A 22,857-nucleotide genomic window follows, 5' to 3' on the forward strand; every position below is an offset into this window, starting at 1 on the left:
TGACTGTCTTTTCTTTATACTCATCACTAAACCGCTGCCTGCTCTCACCCATACTAGACACCTCTTCCTCTTTGTTGTTTATTATCTGCATTCTCTTATGAGGTGTCCACTTTTTATTCTAGCTGCAATATGCGCTTACAGAGCGAAAGCAGGGGGTGCATGGAGCTGGAGAGTGCCTGTAAGCGCATATAGGTTCTTACAGCGGGCGAAGCATATGCTAGAGCGTAATTCACAACTGGGCGTGAGCTGTATGTGCGAGGGAGACAAGCTCTTTTTCCCGTTACGGATAAAAGAGGGGATGGAAGTGCGTGCAAAACGATTCAGAATGGAGAGGTTCTGCAAAAGTAAGGTGAATTTGCTTCCGGTATAAGGCATTCTTATCAAACTTATCATTTTTTTGAAATTAAGTATTGACAGTATACAGGGAGCGCTGGTAAGATTCTTCCATAACCAACTAATCGGGTAGGATTAATGGTTTCCGACCGGACGAACCGGAGTAAACACTTATCACGAAGAAACGCGGCAGATTAACGTCAGGATCATACTCGCAAGTGTTTCTGTAAGCCTGTAAAAATTAAAAGGGGTGTATGAAATGTTGAAAAAAGTGACTCATTTTCGTTCGGTAGTTATCCTATTTGCTTTAGTGCTGGTACTCGCTGCTTGCGGTCAAGGCGGCAACAACGCTGCTAACAAAGAAACGAACAAACCCGCTAACGAGGGTGCGGCAACGAACACGGCAGCGACGCAGGAGCCGGCAAAGGAAGAGCCTAAGCCGCCAGTTGAACTGCTAAATGTATCGTATGACCCGACTCGTGAGCTTTACGTAGCTTATAACGAAGCGTTCTCGAAGCATTGGAAAGCTGAAACCGGCCAAGAAGTGACGATCAAACAATCGCATGGCGGTTCCGGCAAGCAAGGTCGCGCAGTCATCGACGGTTTGAAAGCCGATGTTGTAACGCTAGCACTTGGTTATGACATTGATGCGATCGTAGAGCCGGGCTTGATTAATGCAGACTGGCAATCTAAATTCGAGCATAACAGCTCCCCGTATACATCGACAATCGTGTTCCTTGTTCGCAAAGGAAATCCGAAGGGCATTAAAGACTGGAATGATTTGATCAAGGATAAGGTTGAGGTCATTACGCCTAACCCGAAAACATCCGGCGGCGCACGTTGGAATTACCTCGCTGCATGGGGCTACGCTTTAAAGCAAAATGGCAACGATGAAGCAAAAGCGCAAGAGTTTGTTACTGAATTGTTCAAACACGTACCGGTGCTGGATTCCGGCGCACGCGGTTCAACGACTACATTCGTAGAACGCGGGATCGGCGATGTATTGCTGGCATGGGAAAATGAAGCATTCCTATCCATCAATGAGCTTGGACCAGATAAATTCGAAATTGTATACCCATCGTTGAGCATTTTGGCGGAGCCTCCGGTTGCTGTAGTTGACAAGGTAGTTGATGACCGTGGAACTCGTGAAGTGGCAGAAGCTTACCTGAAATACCTGTACTCGGAGGAAGGCCAGGAGATTGCGGCTAAAAACTACTACCGTCCCATCTCCGAGACTGTAGCAGCCAAATATACGGAACAGTTCAAAACTCTTGAGTTGCTTACAATCGACAAAGACTTTGGCGGCTGGAAAGAAGCACAAACCAAACACTTTGCAGATGGCGGAGTGTTCGACAAAATTTATACGCCAGGCTCATAATGCAGGAATTGAACAAGATTGGAGCTGACTTCACATGAAAGGTTCCAAGTCCCGTAACGTACTTCCGGGTTTTGGTTTATCGCTGGGATTCACATTGTTCTACCTGAGCATCATCGTCCTGATTCCGCTGGCTGCCGTTTTCTTCAAAACGGCAGAGCTCAGCTGGTCCGAGTTCTGGAGCACGGTTACGAATGCGCGTGTCGTGGCTTCCTATCGGATCAGCTTCTTTACCGCCTTTTTTGCAGGGCTGGTCAATGCGGTATTTGGTCTGTTGATCGCATGGGTATTGGTGCGTTACCGTTTTCCTGGCAAGAAGATCATTGATAGTCTAGTCGATTTGCCATTTGCTCTCCCAACTGCGGTAGCAGGCATTGCGTTAACGGCCATTTATGCGCCGAATGGATGGGTAGGTTCTCTCTTGGCACCGCTAGGCGTGAAAGTGGCTTATTCACCTATTGGAATCACGATCGCACTTATATTTATCGGTCTTCCCTTTGTTGTTCGCACGGTGCAGCCTGTGCTGCAGGACATGGAGAAAGAGACAGAAGAGGCGGCAGTCATGCTGGGCGCTTATCGGCTGCGCACGTTTTGGAAGGTCATTTTGCCTGAGCTGATGCCAGCTCTCTTAACAGGCTTTGCCTTGGCATTTGCGAGGGGCATTGGCGAGTATGGATCTGTGGTGTTCATATCCGGCAATATGCCGCTCAAGACGGAGATTACGCCTTTGCTCATTATGACAAAGCTGGAGCAATACGATTATGCGGGTGCTACGGCCATCGCTCTTGTTATGCTGGTGGTTTCCTTCTTGATGCTGCTAGTCATTAATTTACTGCAGTGGCGAATGAATCGCCGCACAGTATCGGACTAAGAAGGGGGCATATCCACTATGGCTGGTGCAGTAACCGTTCATACAAATGAAGAAGCATCCAAACGGCCGAAGCATATTACAGAGTCAGCACCTGTCAAATGGCTGCTGATCGGGATTGCTGTACTATTTCTCGCGCTGATTGTTTTGCTGCCGCTGGCATCGGTATTCGTTGAGGCGTTCAAGAAGGGCGTAGGCGTATACATAGATTCCATCACGGAGCCAGATGCTCTATCTGCCCTTAAGCTTACGCTTATCGTTGCCTTGATCGCCGTTCCCGTGAATACGATCTTTGGCGTGGCTGCAGCATGGGCGATCAGTAAGTTCCGTTTTCGGGGCAAAAATATTTTAATTACGCTTATCGACTTGCCATTTGCCGTGTCACCAGTTATCTCGGGCTTAATTTACGTGCTGCTATTCGGCGCACAAGGCTTTCTCGGTCCGTGGCTGGATGAGCGCGGCATTCAAATTATATTCGCAGTACCGGGTATCGTCCTCGCGACGGTATTCGTCACAGTACCTTTCGTAGCCCGCGAGCTTATTCCGCTTATGCAGGCGCAGGGCGTTCAGGAAGAGGAAGCAGCCGCGAGCTTGGGAGCGAAGGGGTGGCAAATTTTTTGGAAAGTGACCCTGCCTAATATTAAATGGGGACTGTTATATGGCGTCATTTTATGTAATGCACGCGCAATGGGAGAGTTCGGTGCGGTCTCCGTCGTTTCCGGCCATATTCGTGGCGAGACGAATACGCTGCCGCTCCATATTGAAATTTTGTATAATGAGTATCAATTTTCAGCTTCATTTGCAGTTGCTTCGCTGCTAGTCATGCTGGCAGTCGTCACGTTGATCGTAAAAAGCATTGTGGAATGGAAGTCGGGTCAGCAAAAGCCTGTAGAAAAAACAGTATGAATTAATGTTAATAATGGAGGGGTTGCCCGTGGCAAAACCATTAGAAGTGGATCAACAATGGCTGGAACGAATTGCAGAGCAAGTCAGTGGTCTACATTATGGAAACGTGACGATCACCGTTCATGACGGCAGAATCGTTCAGATCGACCGGACCGAGAGAACCCGCTATGACGGGTCTGCTCAGAAACAGCAGGATCCGCCTGAGTTCAAGAAGCAAGCTCAGCAGCGTGAGTCTCTGCCACATGGCGAGCAGCTCCGTATCGTTCAGTAGTTAGTCTATTCATTACTCGAGTAAAAAGGTGTGCGCAATGGTTTCACGGCATACAGCAAGCCATACAGCAAGCCGCACCTCCATGCCTGTTCAGGCATGGGGGTGTTTTTATTTGCGATTACCCGTGGTTTATTGCTTTCTATCATTGCACAATGCTGCTTTGTTTTCTAGAATGGAGGAAAGAAGCTGAGAAGCAAACAAGGAGAATGACAATGCCCGATTGGTCTTATCAGACATTATTTCGTCCTTTATTATTCAGGCTTCCAGCCCGGCTGAGCAGGAATCTGACCTTAAAGGCTATTGGCTCATTAAGCAAAATACCAGGCGGAGCCTTCGTTATCCGCACCTTCGGCCATATGGAGCCATCGCCGCTGCTGGAGCGGAATTTAGCGGGAATTACGGTCCATTCACCAATTGGATTGTCTGGAGGCCTTGATCCGCAAGGAATAGCCCATCGCGCTTTGGCGCAGTTTGGAATCGGTTTCATCGAGCATGGCCCGATTACGGTGGATGAGATCCAGAATGATAAACCCATTCGCAATGATCGCTTAAATGAAATGATAACCTATCCAGATTACTTCGAAAATGACGGCGTGGAACGCTTCGCTGCACGAATCGCCAAGCCCAATCATCGCTTGCCACAGCTGGCGCGCATTTCACCGATGCCGGGAGCCGCGCCAGTGCAAGCTCTTCGCGAGCTTGAGCGCATGATGGCGAAGCTGAGCCAGGCGGGGGCTGCCGGTTTTTATATTGATGTGCTGCATGGAGAGCAGCGCTTAGACGATGCCGTTGCTATTCTTCGGGGCTTGTCTGAGGTTTTTGCCACAGGCAGGTACCGAGAGTTCCCTCTATTTTTATATATCCCCTCCGGGCTTGCCGATGAGCAACTGCATGAGCTGATTAAGATAACAGGTGAAGATATGTGGAGCGGCATCGTGATCGGAGAGGGAGTAGGCTTGGGAGCAGGGGAAGGCTCTGCCACCATGACTGGGAAGGCTTCAAAGGTCGATACGTTGTCCAAAATCAAGCTGATCCGAAGCCACTTCAATCCAAATTGGCTGATCAAGGCAGGCGGAGGCGTGCATGAACCGCAGGATGCTCTTGACCTGCTGCATGCGGGAGCGGATACGCTTATGCTTCATAGCGGCCTTGTCTATGCCGGGCCGGGCCTTCCTAAACGGATCAATGAAGCGATTATCTATGAGCAAGTCAGAAGGATGCCTGAGCCGGCGGTACCGTCGTTTTGGAAGCATTGGGGCTGGATGTGCCTGCTGGGCATCGGAATGATTATCGGCGGCATTCTATCCTGGATCATAGCGGCTACTACGGTGCTGCTCCCGTATGATTTATCTTTTATTGATATGACGTTGGATGAGCTTCACCTAACGAACCATAATCTGCTGCATTTTATGTCGCATGACCGGATCACGCTCTCGGGCACAATGATTTCCATAGGCATCATTTACTTCATGCTGGCTTGGCACGGTCTAAGGCTTGGTCTGCACTGGGCGAGGACCGCGCTGCTTACTTCCGGCATCGTCGGTTTTTTAAGTTTTTTCTTATATCTCGGTTATGGGTACTTTGATCCGCTGCATGCAGCCGCAGCTGCTGTGCTGCTTCCGATGTTTTTGCTCTCGATGCGCAGCAATCCAGATCGGCCATCTCGGCAGCCTGTCAACCTAACGAATGATTCCGTTTGGCGCCATGCGATGTGGGGGCAGCTTTGCTTAGTCGTACTGGGGTTTGCGTTAGCAGCAGGAGGCATGACCATTTCGGGCGTAGGTATTACGAATGTATTCGTACAGACGGATCTCGTGTATTTGGACACCTCGCATACGCAGATTAATGATGCAAATACGAAGCTTATCCCGCTTATTGCCCATGATCGGGCAGGCTTTGGCGGCGCGCTTCTATGCGATGCGCTCGCCATACTCATCATCGCCTTATGGGGCATTCAACAAGGGGCAAGGTGGCTATGGTGGACATTGCTGCTTGGCGGCATCCCCGGCTTTTACGCAGGGCTAAGCGTCCATCTCTCTATTGGCTATATCGACTTCTGGCATTTATCGCCCGCATTTTTTGCGCTGCTGCTTTATGTGCTTGGCCTTCTATTCTTGTATCCTTATTTGATGAGAAGCCCGAGGGCCGGTAAGGGAAATGATATCTAAAGTCGAAGTAAAGAGTGACACCTTCCGATGCTTGAGTTGGAGAAAATTATGTTACTGCACTAAGCTGAACTAAAGTTTCTCGTTTGGTCGTTGCGCGAGTGGATCATTTGAAGGAGTCGCGGTTGCAGCCAGATTCTTAGATTGACTAAGACATATAGAGGTAAGAATCCGGCTGCTATTGCGAAAACTTCGTTTCTCTAGAACATTCCATACAATCCGCTCGCTTCGCATATTCTTCATAGCTTTCGTTCAACTTATTCTTATCTCCAAGTCCCATCCAAAACCGCAGCCAAATCCTGCCTATTTGGAGCCGCTGGGTTAGATTAGATCTATTTTTTAGATCTATTTTATCTGTTTCGGCTACTTACGCCAGAATAGATCTATAAATTAGATCTATTTCCCAAAACCGCAGCCAAATCCTGCCTATGTGGAGCCGCTTTGCTAGATTAGATTACTTTTTAGAGCTATTTCATCCATTTCAGCTTTTTCCGCCAGAATAGATCTAAAAATTAGATCTATTTCCCCAAACGCAGTCAAATCCCGGCTTTACGGAGCCGCTGGGTTAGATTAGTTCTACTTTTAAGCTCTATTTCATCTGTTTTAGCTAATTTTGTTGAATTTACGAGACAAGTGATGAGCAGGGAAATCGAAACAGCAGACCATCAGAGTCTGAAAAACGGCAGAGATTACAAAATACAAAAAAACGCCGGTAATACAATCGCGATTACGACGAGATATCCAACAACTGCTATTGAAGACAGTAATACGATATACGATTTTTTTGAATAAATATCCAAAAATTAATGAACTATCATTGATGAACGACAGTACGTCCATAGGTGCTCTTCTTTTAGAATCTCATGGAGTCTACAATCATTAGTTGAACTTATCTAGCAGGCAACAAAAAAAGGAGCAGCACGCTGCTCCTTTCTTTCTTACGAAATGACGAATTTTACGATTACAGCAATGGCGAAAATAACGGTCATAAAACCGAGCATGCCACCAAAGCCGAATACGACGTCCATCAAGTCATGGCGAGGCTCTTCGTTAAAATGCTCGCGCGGGTCTCTAACGTTTTCCATCGTTGACGTCCTCCTTGAAAAAGACCGATTGCTTCAATTACAACCTAAAGCGGTCGTCTTTATGTAGTATCGGTTTATTCAACTTATCTTAGTATACCCAAACAGCCAAAGAGTTGTAAAGCGGTTACCGGTGACAATTGTAAAACAAAATGGCGTCCATTTATGCTAAAATGTGTACAGAATCTTTAGGCAGTCGGAGGCGAGAGCATGGATCAACAACAAACGGATCGGGAGCTGGCGGAGCAGCAGCTTGCAGTGGCAAAAGAAACGATACGGAACAAGCTAGCTTTGCTCCCCGACCAATCAGGCTGTTACCTCATGAAAAACAGCGAAGGCGTCATTATATACGTAGGCAAGGCGAAGGTGCTTAAGAATCGCGTGCGTTCGTATTTCAACGGCAGCCACAACGGGAAAACGCAGCGGCTCGTATCGGAAATCCGGGATTTCGAATTTATCGTTACGTCCAGCAATATGGAAGCACTCATTCTTGAATGCAATTTAATTAAACAATATCATCCCAGATATAATGTCCTGCTCAAGGACGACAAAACCTTTCCTTATATTAAAATAACGAACGAGAAACATCCGAAGCTCGAAGTTACGAGACGGATCATCAAGGATAAAGGAAAATACTTCGGCCCTTATCCGAACGCCTACGCGGCCCAGCAGACGAAGAAGCTGCTGGACCGCTTGTATCCGCTGCGCAAGTGCAAGACGCTGCCGGATAAAGTGTGCTTATATTATCATCTTGGACAGTGCATCGCGCCATGCGAATTCGAAGTGGAGCAGTCGGAGTACGACCGAATGACCCAGGAAATTTCGCGTTTCTTAAACGGCGGGCAGGATGTGGTCAAAATCGAGCTGCAGCGCAAAATGGAAGAGGCGGCAGAGAAGCTGGAGTTCGAGCGGGCTAAGGAGCTTCGTGACCAACTGATTGCCATCGACGCGGTGATGGAGAAGCAGAAGATTACGATGTCGGATGCGCTCGACCGGGATATTTTCGGCTTTGCCGTCGACAAGGGCTGGATGTGCGTTCAAATTCTGTATATGCGGCAAGGCAAGCTTATTGAACGCCACGGAACAACCTTCCCGTATTATGGCGAGGCTTATGACGACTTCATGACATTCGTCACCCAATATTACAGCGACAACCCGGCACTGCCGAAGCAAATTTTGCTGCCGATCCCACCTGAGCTCGAGCAGCTTGAGGCCGAAGGCAAGGCGGCGGAGGATGAGGCGGCAGCGTCGCATGCAGACGATGTCATTGCTTCCCTGCACAGCTGGCTGAAGGTTAAGGTGCTGATGCCGCAGCGCGGCCGCAAGAGCGAGGTCGTAACGATGGCGACGAACAATGCGAAGGTCATGCTGGACGAGAAATTCCGGCTGATTGAGCGGGATGAGGAGCGGAGCGTTAAGGCTTCGGAGTCATTGGCCGACTGGCTGGGGCTTGAGCAGGTTCGGCGGATCGAAGCGTTCGATAACTCGAACATTCAGGGGACGAACCCTGTCTCTGCGATGGTCGTTTTCACTGATGGCAAGCCGGACCGCAAGGAATACCGCAAATACAAGGTGAAGACGGTAAAGGGACCGGATGATTACGAGACGATGCGCGAGGTCATACGGCGCCGTTACGAGCGTGTGTTGAAGGAAGAGCTGGCCGCTCCGGACCTGATCGTCGTCGATGGCGGGAAAGGGCAAATATCGGCGGCACTGGACGTGCTGGAGAACGAGCTGGGTCTGTACATTCCGGTTTGCGGCCTAGTCAAGGATGCCAAGCACAAAACGGCACAGCTCATGACCGGCGACCCTGCCGAGATCGTTCCGCTGCCGCGCGACAGCCAGGAGTTCTATTTGCTGCAGCGCATTCAAGACGAGGTGCATCGCTTCGCGATTACGTTCCACCGGGAGCAGCGGGGCAAGTCGATGGTTGAATCGAGGCTTGACTCGATTCCGGGTATCGGAGAAAAACGCCGGAAGCTGCTGCTGAAGCATTTTGGCTCGGTCAAAAAAATAAAAGAGGCCTCAGTCGAAGACTTTCGGCCTCTATCTATTGGGGATAAATTAGCTTCGCAAATTATAGCTTCTCTAGCTGAGGAGCCGTCGTAACCGGCGGCTTCTTTTCTTTTTTGGCGCTAAAATATTTGAGGACGAAGGCAATAAGCACCGGCAGTACCGAGAAGACGATTGCCGAAATGATATTCTCCGCCTTCCCGATCGTGAGCAAGGATATGCCGACGGCTACGCTGTTGAAGATCGCATGCGTGAACATCGATGTAATGAAGCCGTATCTGACAAAGATAAAGCTGAATGCGAGCCCGATAATCATCAGCTCAATCAACCGGGTTGATGACGGGTAGAACGGATACATGACGTGCCCAAGCGCCCAGAACAAGGTTGGCAGCAGGGCTGCGGCGAACGTGTTTTTGAACCATTTGCGGAACAATCCGATGCCGAAGAAACGGAAGACGGCTTCCTCGGAGATCGCAGCAGCCCAAGCGAGCACGGGCATCAGCCACAGAATGCTCATATTGTAAGGCGACTGCGTGACATCCGAAGTGTCCCAAGTGCCAATCGACAGCCTTAAGGCGATAAAGATGATGGCCTGTACGGCGAACAGAATAATTGCGAACATATACGATAATCCCATGCTGCGCCACACGTAATCGCCATAGCCTTTTTGCCCGAAGCGCGGCCATAAGGAGCGTCCCTGCGCCTTCCAGAGCGCATCGCCCGCAATGATAGAGAAGTAAATGGATGCAGCCATCGGAATGGTTAGAAGCACCGTGAAAATAGCCGTAATCGTAGTGGCTTGGCCGGCAATTTCGTTCTCGCCCAGCGAAGCCCGAATGCCATCAAGCACATTCAAGTTCATAATAATGTAGGTAATCAAATAAACGACGGTTAAGATAATTCCGTATTTAAACGAAGTCAATCTTCGGTAGAGCACCGCGTAAATGATCGCAAGTATAAACAGCACAATGCTCATAAAGAAATAGCCGAAGCCGGTCAGGAAGCCTGCGAGCTTATCTTGTTTGGTTACATAGCTGATATAATCATCGGGCGCGATGAAAGCAGGCTTGTACTTGGAAATGATTGTACGCCCGTCTACGCTAAGCGCTTCAATCTCAAGGGAGAGCTTGGCATCCTTGATCGAATAAAGCCCAGACGACTTGCCGAGCCATTCGCCGCTTACGTTTGTTTGTTGTTTCTTGAAGTCGTTAGGACTCAAGCTTTGAGCGGTCAGGAAAGCTTCGATTTGCTTCGTATTGTCCGGAGTATTCAATGCTTCTCCACCGACACGCAAATTCCACGCAACGATTTTTTCGCTTTGCATATGTACGTAAACGAAGCCGCTTCCGCCGCCCACGAACTTCAGATCGACCTGAAAGGTATCGGTGGGAAAGCTCGGGTCATATTTATCGCTATACGTTTTAAGCAATTTGTTTTTAGATAAATAGCCGTTCAAAATTTTATCGGTTTGATGCACGGCTTTGGCCGACTTTACTTCGAGGCCGGTCTGCTTTTGCGCAAAATCGGACGCCCGTTCTTCTGCTGCAGACTTCTCGATGACCTTCGTGTTCATGTCTCCGGAGACGATAGACGCAATCATTGGGCCGATCTCTACCGCCGTATAAATGACGAAGCACGCAATTGCCGCCCATAGAAAACGTTTCCATTCAAAAGGCTTGATAGAATCAATCATTCGTTCACCTCAACTGTCTTTATAATGAGTAGCTTCTTTCCTTACCTTAACATACTAATCCCTGAATTATCCAATGAAAAAGAGCAATTGCTTTCAATAACGAGCGAAATAAAGATGTCCGTCAAGCTTAATGAGGGCTGTATTCTCCCCATGCCCTTTTTTGGTCTAAAATCGTCTTTAACGTGCCAAACCCCTCCTTTATATGTGGACTGCTTTGGGATTATAATCGTTAACGTCATACTAATTGAATAGCAAAGCCGAATTTCCTATGGAAAACGGGGGAACCATAAAGCTGTCAGAAATCGTATAGCCAGAAAGCGCTCTGGTCATTCCGAAGTGACAGCATGGGGTGAATTTTTGCAGCCGGACATCGTCCTGCTGCGAGATAGGGCTGCCTGTCCAGGCCCGAATCCGTCAGCTAACCTCGTAGGCAAACTGGAACAGGACTCATCGCACAGAGCACTTGAGTTTCAGTGCTTTTTTTTATGCTTATATATAACTAGATTGGTAAAGACATAACGGAAAAAGAGGCTAGGGAATGAAGGTTGATTGGAATGTGCTTAAGTGGTCGCCCCCGCGGATATTAGTCAGCGGCTTTGCTCTTATTATATTGCTGGGGGCCTTATTATTATCCATGCCTTTTGCTTCAGCAAACGGCGATCGCCTGCCTTTTCTCGACGCACTGTTTACGGCGACGTCAGCCACCTGCGTGACGGGGCTGGTCGTCGTAGATACCGGAACCTATTTTTCGGTACCGGGCCAAATCATTCTCATGTGCCTGTTCCAACTGGGCGGACTTGGCTTTATGACCATGGCGACGTTGGTGGCACTTGTGCTGCGCAAGAAGATTTCGCTGCGGGAGCGGCTTCTGCTTCAAGAAGCGATGAACCAATCGAGCATGGAAGGCATCGTGCGGTTGATCCGGCGCGTCATTGTTTATTCATTGTCTATTGAGCTCGTGGGCGCTGCGCTATTTGCTTCAAGGTTTGCCTTTGATATGCCGCTCGGCAAAGCGATTTATTTCGGCGCATTCCATGCCGTATCCTTGTTTAATAATGCTGGTTTCGATATTTTTGGCAATTATCTCAGCTTAACGCAGTATGTATCAGATCCAATCGTCAACTTAACCGCCATGCTGCTGATCATTACTGGAGGTTTAGGCTTTGTTGTTATGTCGGACTTGATGGAATATCGCAAAAACCGCAGGCTTTCCCTGCATAGCAAGGTTGTCCTGTCCATGACGGGAACCTTGATTGCACTTGGTACAATCGTCATATTCATCTTTGAGTTTTCTAATTCGAAGACGCTGGGCTCTCTGGATTTTGGAGGCAAGGTGCTCTCTTCTTTCTTTCAATCGGTCACGCCGCGGACCGCGGGGGCGAATACGCTCGACTACACAGGGATAAGGCAAGCGACGATGTTTTTTACGATCATCTTGATGTTTATTGGCGCATCGCCTGGATCGACGGGCGGGGGAATTAAGACAACGACCTTTACGACGTTGGTCGGTGCCGTGTTTGCCATGATTCGCGGACGCGAGGATATCGTGTTTTTCCGGCACAGGCTTGGAAAGGACCGTATTTTTAAAGCACTGACCATTACCCTCATTTCGCTAGGGCTTGTCATTATTGTAACGATGGTCTTATCGATGACGGAAACCCAGCCGTTCATTCATTTATTATTCGAAGCGACCTCGGCATTCGGTACGGTAGGCCTATCGATCGGCGTAACGCCGGAATTAAGCGCGGTTGGTAAAATGGTTATTGCATTAACGATGTTTGCCGGACGGCTCGGTCCTTTGACGCTGGCTTATGCGCTGGGGCCCCGCACAGAAAAAGAATTGTACCGGCATCCCGAAGGCAAAATTACGATTGGATAGGAGATACAGCAGGTGGGAGCAAAAAAGAAGCAATTTGTCATTATCGGGTTAGGGAGATTCGGTTCAAGTTTGGGCCGAGAGTTGATTGAGCTGGGCAATGAGGTACTGGGTATTGATAAGGACGAGGAAGCCGTTCAGGAGATGAGCAGCGTGCTCACCTATGCGGTATCCGCCGATTGTACAGACGAGGAAGCGCTCCGCTCGCTGGGCGTTCGCAATTTCGACTGCGGCGTGGTCGCGATTGGCGACGATATTCAGGCCAGCATCCTGACGACCATCTTGCTCAAGGATTTGGGCGTAAAGCAGGTGGTAGCTAAGGCGATGAGCGAGCTTCACGGGCGCGTCCTTGAGAAAATCGGCGTCGACCGTGTCGTTTATCCGGAGCGGGATATGGGTATCCGCGTGGCGCATCAGCTTGTTTCGCCAAACCTGCTTGATTACATCGAGCTCTCCAAGGAATATACGATTGCGGAGCTTGCGGTTCCGCAATGCCTGAACGGAAAATCTTTGCATGATCTTAATCCTAGGGCTAGATTTGGCTGCAGCATCGTTGCGATCAACAAACCAAGCGGCATTATTATCGCTCCAACAGCAACAGATGTGCTCGCAGAGCGCGACGTGATGGTAGTCATTGGCACAAACGAGCAAATCGAAGAATTCGAGGCAACCGTTATTCGTTAGGCGCATAAGCAGGCGGATTTAGAAGCGTAATATTGGAAATGCTGAGGACAGCGGCCATTTTTAGAAGCTGCTGTCCTTTTTGCCGGGAAAACGTGCGGCGAGTTCGTTGATCCATAGCCTCACCGAAGGGCTGAGCGCCGCTGCATCCGCATGGATAAGCGAGGTCGTGCGCTTCGTATCCTCCAGCTCGCGAATCGGGATAACGGCGAGGTCATTATCCTCAAGAAGCTGCTTGCGCATATAGGAACGTGGCAGCAGCGTCGCAGCTCGGCACGTGTGAAGCAGGCGAAGAATCGCTTCGAACGAATCGATTTCCATCCGGACGTCGGGCTGGAGATGGTATTTGTCAAAGAGTTCGTCCGTAAGCAGCCGGTACCAGGTGCCTTTGGAGAAGAGGATCATCGGCATGCCGGTCAAATCCTGAATGCCGAGCGTCCCTTTGTCCGTAATGACCTGATTGCGCGGCAGCACGAGCGACAGATGGTCCTCGAACAACGGAATGCAGCGCAGCGTCGAATCTTCAATACTGGATGCGACAATGCCGATATCGGCTTTGTTGTCACGTACAAGGGACACGATTTCATGCGTTTTTCCTGTAATGGCTTTGATGTCAATCTCGGGATGGGTAGCGGTCAGCGTTTGAATTAAATCAGGCAAAGTGGTTTGCAGCGTCGTCAGGCTGGCGCCAATCGTGAGCGTCGTATGTCTCGCCATCGTAAACTCCGAAACCGTTTGCAAATATTTGCGGTGAAGCTGGCGCAGCTCCAGCGCATATTCATACGTCATTTGCCCGATACGAGTCAGCTCCAGCCGCTTGCCGATGCGGCGAAACAAAGGGGAGCCGATCTCCTGCTCAAGCTTTGCGATTTTGCGGGATATTGCCGGTTGGGACAAGTTGAGCAGCACAGACGCCTTATTCATGCTGGATTGCTCGACAATTACGGTAAAGACATGCATTTCTTCATTCATGGATGAAGCTCCTTATGTCATTTTGTTATAAGAAATTATAAAAAATAAGCAATTCCATTATAAGCTGAAAAGGAGTAGGATTGAAAGTGTGGCTGATATGTGTCGACTTTTGTTGACGGGGGTACATGCTGGGGTTACAATGTAGAATGATTTGCCAAGCGTAAACTGCTATGTAATGCCATTGGCGGTATAGCGTTCGTTTTGCGCTGAAATATAAGCAATGTATACAGGATAACCGATACATTCTTATATTTTAAAATGAAGCATGTTAGCACTCACAGTTTTGAAAGGAGAAGGAATGACATGAAAGGAAACTCGTATTTCTCGCGCAAGCTTCACTCGCTGCTCGGAATCATTCCGCTCGGCGGCTTTATCGTCGTGCATGGACTGACCAACTACCAGGCGTTTGAACGCGGACCGGAAGGCTTTAGCAACGGTGTACATTTTATCAACAGCTTGCCCGTGATCCCGCTGCTCGAGATTTTCGGCATTTACCTCCCGCTATTGTTTCATGGTATTTACGGCTTGTACGTCGCTTACCAATCGAACACGAATACGGGACGCTTCAAATACGGACGGAACTGGGCGTTTACCGCGCAGCGCGTAACAGGGGTACTTACCTTTGTCTTCGTATTCTGGCACGTATACCAAACTAGGATTCAAGTTTATCTGGGACACATCACACATGAAGAGCTCGGGTCAACGATGAACCTAATCGCCAGCAACCCTACTTATTTCGTTCTTTATGTCATCGGCGTGCTTGCTGCTGTGTTCCACTTCAGCAACGGCCTATGGGCATTCCTGATTAGCTGGGGCATTACGATCGGCCCTAAAGCTCAGCGTATTTCTTCTTACATTTGCATGGGCATTTTTGTTATCGTTTCCGCGCTGTTCATTCTTTCGCTGGTTGCGTTTAGAGGCGATGAATTCAAGGAAGCTGCAAGTGCGGTATTGACACTCACGAATATCGGTTAGTTTGTAGACAAGGAGCGAAGCGTTATGGCTAAAAATAAAATTATCATCGTTGGCGGCGGTCTGGCCGGCTTGATGGCGACCATCAAAGCTGCAGAAGCTGGCGTACACGTTGATCTCTTTTCACTGGTACCAGTCAAACGTTCCCACTCGGTATGTGCGCAGGGCGGCATTAATGGCGCTGTAAACACGAAAGGTGAAGGCGATTCTCCATGGGAGCATTTTGACGATACGGTATACGGCGGGGATTTCCTAGCAAATCAGCCTCCGGTAAAAGCAATGTGCGATGCGGCACCTGGCATCATTCACTTGATGGACCGCATGGGCGTTATGTTCAGCCGTACATCTGAAGGCTTGCTCGACTTCCGTCGCTTTGGCGGCACGAAGCATTCCCGCACAGCATTCGCGGGCGCAACGACTGGCCAACAATTGCTGTATGCACTCGATGAGCAAGTTCGTCGGTGGGAAGCTGCAGGACTAGTCAACAAATACGAGCACTGGGAATTCCTTGGCGCTGTTGTTGACGATGACGGCATTTGCCGCGGCGTTTCGGCGCAGGATTTGCGCACGATGGAAGTACACACGATTCGTGCCGATGCGGTTATCCTTGCATCAGGCGGTCCTGGCATTATTTTCGGAAAAACAACAAACTCGGTTATCAATACGGGAACTGCAGCTAGTGCGGTGTACCAACAAGGCGTAAACTATGCGAATGGCGAGTTTATCCAGATTCACCCGACGGCGATTCCAGGCGATGACAAATTGCGCTTGATGTCTGAATCGGCTCGTGGTGAAGGCGGCAGGATCTGGACATACAAAGACGGCAAGCCATGGTACTTCCTTGAGGAAAAATACCCGGCTTACGGAAACTTGGTTCCGCGTGACATTGCAACGCGCGAAATCTTCAGCGTGTGCGTCGATCAGAAGCTCGGCATCAACCAAGAAAACATGGTTTACCTTGATCTATCTCATAAAGATCCAAAAGAGCTTGATGTTAAGCTTGGCGGTATCATTGAAATTTACGAGAAGTTCATGGGCGACGACCCGCGCAAGATTCCAATGAAAATCTTCCCAGCGGTCCATTATTCCATGGGCGGCATGTGGGTCGATTACAATCAAATGACGAACATTCCTGGTCTGTTTGCAGCCGGTGAGTGTGAGTACCAATACCATGGAGCTAACCGTCTAGGCGCGAACTCCTTGCTGTCCGCTATTTACGGCGGCATGGTCGCTGGACCGAAAGCCGTTGAATACATTAAAGGCTTGAAGAAATCGGCAGAAGACGTTGCTTCCTCTGTATTCGACCGCGAGAACAAGCGTCAAACGGACAAGTACAACAGCATCATCAACATGAACGGCAACGAGAACGCGTATGTCATTCACAAAGAGCTTGGTGAATGGATGACGAACAACATGACCGTTGTACGCTTTAACGACAAGCTGGAGCAAACGATCCACAAGATCAAAGAGCTTAAGCAGCGTTATGCGAAAATCAACATTAACGATTCCGCGCAATGGAACAATGCCAGCGTGGCATTCACGCGCCAGCTTTGGAATATGCTTGAGCTTTCGGAAGCGATGACGCTTGGCGGATTGCTTCGCAACGAGAGCCGCGGAGCCCACTATAAACCGGACTTCCCGGACCGTGACGACGATCATTTTATGAAATCGACGATTGCGAAATGGACGAAAGAAGGTCCGCAAATTTCTTACGAGGATATCGACGTAAGCTTGATCAAGCCTCGTAAACGCGATTACTCGAGCGACAAGAAGAAAGGAGAATAATGATGGCTGAAACGACTGTAGCTACAAAATCGGTTAAGTTTATCATCACACGTCAAGATACTCCTGATTCCAAACCTTATACGGAAGAGTTTGAAGTTCCTTACCGCGCGAATATGAACGTAATCAGCGGCTTGATGGAAATTCAGCGTAATCCGAAGAAGGCTGACGGCGCGAGCACAGCACCAGTATGCTGGGATTCCAACTGCTTGGAAGAAGTATGCGGCGCATGTTCGATGGTCATTAACGGCAAGCCGCGTCAAGCGTGCAGCGCGTTGATCGATAAGCTGGAGCAGCCGATTCGCCTAGAGCCAATGAGCACGTTCCCGGTGGTTCGTGACCTTGTCATTAACCGTGAGCGCATGTTCGGCGCACTGAAGCGCGTTAAAGCATGGATTCCGATCGATGGTACGTATGACCTTGGACCTGGACCGCGGATGGCTGAGACGAAGCGTCAGTGGGCGTACGAGCTTTCCAAATGCATGACTTGCGGCGTTTGCCTTGAGGCTTGCCCGAACGTCAATGACCGCAACAGCTTTATCGGCCCTGCAGCGATATCCCAGGTTCGTTTGTTCAATGCGCACCCTACGGGCGAGATGAACAAAGAAGAACGTCTGGATGCACTCATGACTGATGGAGGCATTGAAGGCTGCGGCAACTCGCAGAACTGTGTTCGTGCATGTCCGAAAGGCATTCCGCTTACGACTTCAATTGCTGCAATCAACAAGGATACGACTAAGCATTTATTCAAAAAATGGCTCGGCATGTAGTGCTAAGCCAGCTTCAAAACCCTCGACTTGTTCGGGGGTTTCTTTTTTTATTTTGTGATATTGATTATTATTATCAATGATAGTGGATGGGCATTCCTTTGTCAATTGGGCTTTAAGCGCTAATGATAAAAATGTTTGCTCGGAGACATGAGATAGGATATGGTTTCTGGCATAGAGATTGAATGAAGCGAATCATAGCATTCAGCATAAATATACCTCTGATCGTACAAATCAAACATGCAGTAGCGAGGCTATATCGAGGCTATGCTGTACATATGCAATAACAATCCACTGTTGAGTGTGAAGGGATGATGATATCCTGCACGTTTGCAGTAGAATGCGTCAATAAAGCGCCTGAGAGTATCGACATGGTCATCTATATTGTATGGAATACAACATAGCAGCAGAATCTGGTGAAAAAGCGGCTCCTATCCTGCGTGTGTACAACATAGCCTGGCTTAGTAGGGAGAATAAGGGGCAAGGTGAAGGTGATCTATGCTGCATAGTATGCAACATAGCAGCAGAATCTGGTGAAGAAGCGGCTCCTATCCTGCGTGTGTACAACATAACCTGGCTAAGTGGGGGAGAGTGAGGGGGAGGGTGAAGGTAAGGGGGAAGACCATTCAGCAAAAGGAGAAAATAAAAAAACCGCCTCAGCGGTTTCTCATTTTACATCCAGTGTTCGCCCCATTTTTGAATGGACTCGATGACAGGCTCTAGCTCCCGTCCTTTGCCAGTCAATTCGTACTCAATACGTACGGGCATCTCAGGGTAAACCTGACGTTTAATAATCGTAATTGATTCCAGTTCTTTCATCCGGTCCGTTAGCATTTTGTCGCTCATTTCGGGAATTTGTTCCTTGATCTCTTTGAACCTCTTCGGTCCTCCAAGCAATACCCGAATAATTCTGCCCGTCCACTTTTTACCTAATATGTCGGCTGCGGCTTCATACTTTGGGCACATTGTCGAATAATCCAACCGTATCACCCCGCTTTTTGTAATCCTATTGTAGCATATGAACGAACTAAAAGTAAGTTCATAACAGTGGGAATACGTGTATTTTTTGAAAAATATATATTTACTATATAAAAGTTAGATTCGTTGCGGTTGTTGATTGTAATCGCTATAAACGAATGATAATCAAACCGGCAAGGGTGCAAGCAAAGGCTGTCCATTGCAAGCCAGTAAGCTTCTCCTTGTAAAAAACAATAGCGCCTGCGGCTACAACAAGGCTGTTCGTTGCGAAGATCGGCGCAGCCAAATTCGCTTGCCCGGTAGCTAGAGCTACCGCATAAAGCTGCAAGCCGCCGTAGGAGAACAGTCCCGCAATAATGCCGAGCCTTAGGCCGGTTCGCTGCGCGGACTTCTCAGCCTTGGTTTTGGATGGGTTCAGGAACCAGCCGAGCGAAAGGGCATAGGCAATAAATAAAATCGGGGCGCTTGGCATGCCGAGTTCTTCGGTTACTTTCAGACCGCCATTGCGAAGGGCGAACATGACAATTGCCACTCCTACAAGAAGGAACCAGCGTTTCTCCGTAATTGTGAGCGGTTCTTTCCTCTTATGGGCGATAAATACAACAGCAAGCAGGAGGAATGTGATACCGACCGCTTCATATGCGCTGAGAGGTTCCCTGTACCACCATGTCGCCAGTGCAATCACTAATATGATATTCATATTGGTAAGCGGAGATGTTAAGCTGGCAGGGCCAAAATGCAAAGCCTTCATAAATAAAGCATTGCCCCAAGCAGATCCAGCTCCGATAATCATGCCTGCGATCCACACCTTCGGATTGCCAAGCATACCGATTGTTCCCTCAAGCGCTGCATGTACGCCAAAACCAAGCGTACCGGATGCGTATAATCCAAGGAGGAGAGTTCGTGTTGAACCGCCGCGCATTTGGGATACTTTCATCCACCAGCCGGCCAGTCCGAACAAAAAAGCGCTGCTGATGGCTGTTATGAGCCACATGGATGTTCATCCCCTCAAATTTGTTACACAAATGAAATAGTTCTGTTATCCTCTCATCACATTATTGGGCTATTATAATAAACAAGACCCCCTTTTTTAATATATCTTTTGGGACCTGCAGCGTGCAGGTCCACTTTTTTTGTCCAGATACTCGCCTATAACGATATCACTACCGGCTGGCGCTTGCGGTAAAACACCCATTGCTTAAAGCCGATCTCCTTCAACCTTTGCTGTACCCGTTCCCAATCATCCCCGACCCGGCTTGGCAGGTGAGCATCCGAACCGAACGTTACATTTACCCCAAAGAATAAAGCACGCTCCAAAATCGCATCCGAAGGATACCAGCCTCCGACGTATTTGGTACTGCCGGACGTATTGATCTCGATCGCAACGCCAGTTTCAGCAATGACCTTAAGCGTTTCGTCAATATCCGAGTCTGCTGGGATATCAGAGAATGCAGGATAGTATCCTTTCATGGCATCGATATGTCCTAAAATTTCGAACATGCCGCTGCGCGCGGATTGTTTAATTAGCTCGTAGTAGCTTTGCTTCACGCTTACATGCTGTGCTTCGTCTAATCCCTTCCAGCGGTTACGGTTGAATATGCTGACCCCGCCAACCTGATGGACCGAACCGATCAGATAATCGAACGGAACACCGTCGTAGGCTTTGCGGTAGCTGTCCAAATGTTCAGGGAAAAAATCGGACTCCATGCCAAGCAGCACTTCGATTTTGCCTGCATATTTTTCCTTCAAGCGAAGCACTTCATTGACGTAGTTGGCAAAGTCGCTTCTGGCCATGGCAATTCCCGGAGACGGCTGATCCTCATCGTGATAAAAATAAGGCGAGTGGTCGGATATGCCAATCACCTGAAGGCCGGCATCAAGCCCGGCAAGTATGTAGTCCTCAATATTTCCGTCGGCATGGCCGCATCTGAGATGATGGGTGTGCAAATCGAATTTCATCGTAATCTCTCCTTTTCTCTCTCTAGATTGTCTTATTCACTGCTGATGAAGTGATGCTCAGGCATGCCTTTAAGATCGCTTAGAAATTGCTGCAGCGCCGTATTGATGTATCGCCCAGATTTATAGACAACACCCACCGGATGGCTAGTTTCCAATTCGTTTACTTTGATCATTTTCAGTGTGCCCATTCGAAGCTCGTTAGCGATAGAAAGCTTGGACACGACGGCGGCGCCCAAATTGATTTCGACCATGCGTTTGACTTCCTCGCTGCTGGATACCTCCATCACAATATTCGGCTGTATATTGTACTTACGGAATATTTTATCGACGAACTTGCGTCCAAGCGTATCGGGAGCGAGCATGATCATTGGGATGTCCTTGAGCGTATCGACGGTTGTATGCGTAAGCCGGCTCATATGGTGAGAAGGCGGGACAACAAGCTCGAACGTATCGTAGTAAAGAACAGAGGAGGTGACATTCGGGTTTTTTTCAGTTAGGTAGGTAATGCCGATATCGACCGATCCATTCTCAACGCTGGCCATGACTTGGGATGAGGGCATGGAATGTATCGTTGTTTTGATTAATGGAAATTGGTTTTGAAAATAAGACATGACGCGGGGCAAAATTTGAATGGCGATGGAGGATGTTGTGCCAAGCAATATATGACCTTGCGGTGTTAGGTTCAAATCGGACAGCTTATGCTTTAATTCCTCAACAATGTTAAGGATTTGCTCTGCGTGCTCCAGAAAAACTTGTCCGTGGTCGGTTAAAGTGACTGGTTGATTACGATCGATAAGGACCGTCTTGAACTCATCCTCCAGACTTTTGATTTGTGCCGATACAGCAGGCTGGGTCAGGTTGAGAAGCTCGCCGGCTTTTCGGAAACTCATCGTCTTGGATATCGTTTGGAGTGTTTCAAGCTGGCTGATGTTCACGTCAATCCCCCTCTCAAAGATACATAATGCTCAAATGCTTATGATACTATTATAATGGATAGCCCTTGGTTCAGCAAAAAAAGGGCCGCCTCCGCTTTAGGCATGATGCCAAGCAGGTGCAGCCCTACAAGCGCTATTCGGAGCAGGCAGCTACAGCCATTCCTTCTTGCGGAAAATAATGAACATGCTTATGCCGAGCAGCAGCATGATGCCGAGCAAAATATAAGACCCCAGCCGCAGATGCAAGCCTGGAATAAAGTCGAAGTTCATCCCATAGATGCCGGTAATAAAGGTGAGCGGCATAAAAATCGTCGTAATTGCGGTAAACACGCGCATGATTTCATTCGCACGGTTGGATACGCTGGATTGGTAGGCCTCGCGCAAGTTGCCCATCAGATCGCGGTACGTATCGAAGGACTCGGCGATTTTCAAAGCATTTTCGTAAATATCGCTGAAATATTTTTGGAGCTGATCGTCGATCAGCTTTAAATCCTTTTTATTAAGCGTTGCAATGACATCGCGCTGCGGGCCGAGCACTTTCTTGAGCCAGAGAATTTCCCCGCGCAAACCGATAATTTCATTCAAATGTGACTTCTTGGTGTGCATCAATATGTCCTCTTCAAGCGCTTCAATACGGTTGTCGATTCGGTCACCGACGAGGAAGTAATTATCCACGACGATGTCGACGAGGTGATAAAGGAAATAATCGGGACGGCTGACTTCCTGTTCCCACAGAACGGGCTTGAGGGAGCGCAGCTCGTTAATTTTTTGCTTTGTAACGGTTATAATAAAGTGGCGGCCGAGAAAAATGTTCAGCGCCCTGAGAAAAATCTCTTCATCATCGAAGCGGATGCTGTTAATAACGATAAAATAATGGCTTTCATAAATTTCAATCTTTGGTCGCTGCTCCTCTTCGCTAAGGCAATCCTCAACAGCTAAGTCATGCATGCTGAACAGCGGTTGCAGTACCGCTAGGTCCTCGACATCGGCATCTATCCAGTAGAAACCTTCTTTCGACGGGACAAGCGTTTCATTAATATCATCAATTGTAGTAAAAATTCCATTGCTAACGAGACGTATTTTCATCCGGAGTCACTCCTTAATTTCAATTAGAGGAAACTGCCGGCTGAATTGGACTTGGCCGGCAGTAACCGTATTCGACTGTTTTCAGGCTTAGGTCTGTCGCCTTCCATGTCCGTTTGCACCCCTTATTCGTGGAATTTGTCGTC

General features: G+C 48.6%; 20 protein-coding genes and 1 riboswitch. Of the genes, 12 read left to right on the forward strand and 8 right to left on the reverse strand.

The genetic code is table 11. The features are described from left to right. Positions 1–592: 592 nt before the first annotated feature. From E0496_RS15735 to E0496_RS35615, 6 genes are all read left to right on the forward strand, one after another. Positions 593–1,711, forward strand: a complete 1,119-nt coding sequence (locus E0496_RS15735; protein WP_141502752.1) for a sulfate ABC transporter substrate-binding protein — start codon at positions 593–595, stop codon at positions 1,709–1,711. A gap of 34 nt (positions 1,712–1,745) precedes the next feature. After that, positions 1,746–2,579, forward strand: coding sequence for a sulfate ABC transporter permease subunit CysT (gene cysT, locus E0496_RS15740; protein WP_139990505.1), 834 nt, complete (start codon positions 1,746–1,748; stop codon positions 2,577–2,579). A gap of 18 nt (positions 2,580–2,597) precedes the next feature. After that, positions 2,598–3,482 (forward strand): sulfate ABC transporter permease subunit CysW, encoded by an 885-nt coding sequence (gene cysW / locus E0496_RS15745; RefSeq protein ID WP_139990504.1) that lies wholly within the window; start codon positions 2,598–2,600, stop codon positions 3,480–3,482. 28 nt (positions 3,483–3,510) lie between these two features. Further along, positions 3,511–3,753 (forward strand): YezD family protein, encoded by a 243-nt coding sequence (locus E0496_RS15750; RefSeq protein WP_141502753.1) that lies wholly within the window; start codon positions 3,511–3,513, stop codon positions 3,751–3,753. Positions 3,754–3,959: 206 nt separating this feature from the next. Further along, complete coding sequence (locus E0496_RS15755) at positions 3,960–5,921, forward strand: dihydroorotate dehydrogenase (protein ID WP_241674824.1); 1,962 nt, start codon at positions 3,960–3,962, stop codon at positions 5,919–5,921. A 633-nt stretch (positions 5,922–6,554) separates the two neighbouring features. Continuing rightward, positions 6,555–6,710, forward strand: coding sequence for a hypothetical protein (locus tag E0496_RS35615; protein WP_161601441.1), 156 nt, complete (start codon positions 6,555–6,557; stop codon positions 6,708–6,710). A gap of 146 nt (positions 6,711–6,856) precedes the next feature. Here E0496_RS35615 and E0496_RS15760 read toward each other — a convergent pair whose 3' ends face one another. Beyond that, complete coding sequence (locus E0496_RS15760) at positions 6,857–7,003, reverse strand: YqzM family protein (protein ID WP_141502755.1); 147 nt, start codon at positions 7,001–7,003, stop codon at positions 6,857–6,859. Positions 7,004–7,210: 207 nt separating this feature from the next. Between E0496_RS15760 and uvrC the strand changes: the two genes are divergently transcribed. Then, complete coding sequence (gene uvrC, locus E0496_RS15765) at positions 7,211–9,109, forward strand: excinuclease ABC subunit UvrC (RefSeq protein WP_141502756.1); 1,899 nt, start codon at positions 7,211–7,213, stop codon at positions 9,107–9,109. Here the strand turns inward: uvrC and E0496_RS15770 are convergent. Then, complete coding sequence (locus E0496_RS15770) at positions 9,078–10,706, reverse strand: CPBP family intramembrane glutamic endopeptidase (protein ID WP_141502757.1); 1,629 nt, start codon at positions 10,704–10,706, stop codon at positions 9,078–9,080. The genes uvrC and E0496_RS15770 overlap by 32 nt on opposite strands. 245 nt (positions 10,707–10,951) lie before the next feature. Next, positions 10,952–11,154: riboswitch (cyclic di-AMP (ydaO/yuaA leader) on the forward strand. Positions 11,155–11,244: 90 nt separating this feature from the next. Here E0496_RS15770 and E0496_RS15775 point away from each other — a divergent pair. Together E0496_RS15775 and E0496_RS15780 are read left to right on the forward strand one after the other, a co-directional pair. Continuing rightward, positions 11,245–12,585 carry a TrkH family potassium uptake protein gene (locus E0496_RS15775; RefSeq protein ID WP_141502758.1) on the forward strand — a complete coding sequence of 447 codons (1,341 nt, stop codon included), beginning with the start codon at positions 11,245–11,247 and terminating at the stop codon, positions 12,583–12,585. Positions 12,586–12,597: 12 nt separating this feature from the next. Then, on the forward strand, positions 12,598–13,266 hold the full coding sequence (locus E0496_RS15780; protein WP_141502759.1) for a potassium channel family protein: 669 nt from the start codon (positions 12,598–12,600) through the stop codon (positions 13,264–13,266). A 60-nt stretch (positions 13,267–13,326) separates the two neighbouring features. On the opposite strand, the gene E0496_RS15785 is transcribed toward E0496_RS15780, so the two are convergent. Continuing rightward, positions 13,327–14,235, reverse strand: coding sequence for a LysR family transcriptional regulator (locus E0496_RS15785; RefSeq protein WP_139996431.1), 909 nt, complete (start codon positions 14,233–14,235; stop codon positions 13,327–13,329). Between the two features lie 303 nt (positions 14,236–14,538). Here E0496_RS15785 and E0496_RS15790 point away from each other — a divergent pair, with 303 nt between their 5' ends. Genes E0496_RS15790 through sdhB form a run of 3 tightly spaced genes read left to right on the forward strand, consistent with a single transcriptional unit; the run spans position 14,539 to position 17,759 of the window. Beyond that, the gene (locus E0496_RS15790) at positions 14,539–15,210 is read left to right on the forward strand and encodes a succinate dehydrogenase cytochrome b558 subunit (RefSeq protein ID WP_139996432.1); all 672 of its coding nucleotides are present in this window, start codon (positions 14,539–14,541) and stop codon (positions 15,208–15,210) included. A gap of 24 nt (positions 15,211–15,234) precedes the next feature. After that, positions 15,235–16,992 carry a succinate dehydrogenase flavoprotein subunit gene (sdhA, locus tag E0496_RS15795; RefSeq protein WP_139996433.1) on the forward strand — a complete coding sequence of 586 codons (1,758 nt, stop codon included), beginning with the start codon at positions 15,235–15,237 and terminating at the stop codon, positions 16,990–16,992. Positions 16,993–16,994: 2 nt separating this feature from the next. Next, the gene (gene sdhB, locus E0496_RS15800; RefSeq protein ID WP_139996434.1) at positions 16,995–17,759 is read left to right on the forward strand and encodes a succinate dehydrogenase iron-sulfur subunit; all 765 of its coding nucleotides are present in this window, start codon (positions 16,995–16,997) and stop codon (positions 17,757–17,759) included. 669 nt (positions 17,760–18,428) lie between these two features. Here the strand turns inward: sdhB and E0496_RS15805 are convergent. From E0496_RS15805 to corA, 5 genes are all read right to left on the reverse strand, one after another. After that, complete coding sequence (locus tag E0496_RS15805) at positions 18,429–18,737, reverse strand: winged helix-turn-helix transcriptional regulator (protein WP_141502760.1); 309 nt, start codon at positions 18,735–18,737, stop codon at positions 18,429–18,431. A gap of 145 nt (positions 18,738–18,882) precedes the next feature. After that, a complete protein-coding gene (locus E0496_RS15810) occupies positions 18,883–19,728 on the reverse strand; it encodes a DMT family transporter (RefSeq protein ID WP_141502761.1) in 846 nt (281 codons plus the stop codon). 155 nt (positions 19,729–19,883) lie between these two features. Continuing rightward, positions 19,884–20,693: a histidinol-phosphatase gene (locus E0496_RS15815; protein ID WP_141502762.1), complete on the reverse strand. Its 810-nt coding sequence runs from the start codon at positions 20,691–20,693 to the stop codon at positions 19,884–19,886. Between the two features lie 32 nt (positions 20,694–20,725). Further along, the gene (locus E0496_RS15820; RefSeq protein ID WP_139996438.1) at positions 20,726–21,628 is read right to left on the reverse strand and encodes a LysR family transcriptional regulator; all 903 of its coding nucleotides are present in this window, start codon (positions 21,626–21,628) and stop codon (positions 20,726–20,728) included. 150 nt (positions 21,629–21,778) lie between these two features. After that, on the reverse strand, positions 21,779–22,714 hold the full coding sequence (gene corA, locus E0496_RS15825) for a magnesium/cobalt transporter CorA (protein ID WP_141502763.1): 936 nt from the start codon (positions 22,712–22,714) through the stop codon (positions 21,779–21,781). Positions 22,715–22,857 lie beyond the last annotated feature (143 nt).

The sequence above is a fragment of the Paenibacillus luteus genome (genome assembly GCF_006542765.1).
Lineage (GTDB): Bacteria > Bacillota > Bacilli > Paenibacillales > Paenibacillaceae > Pristimantibacillus > Pristimantibacillus luteus.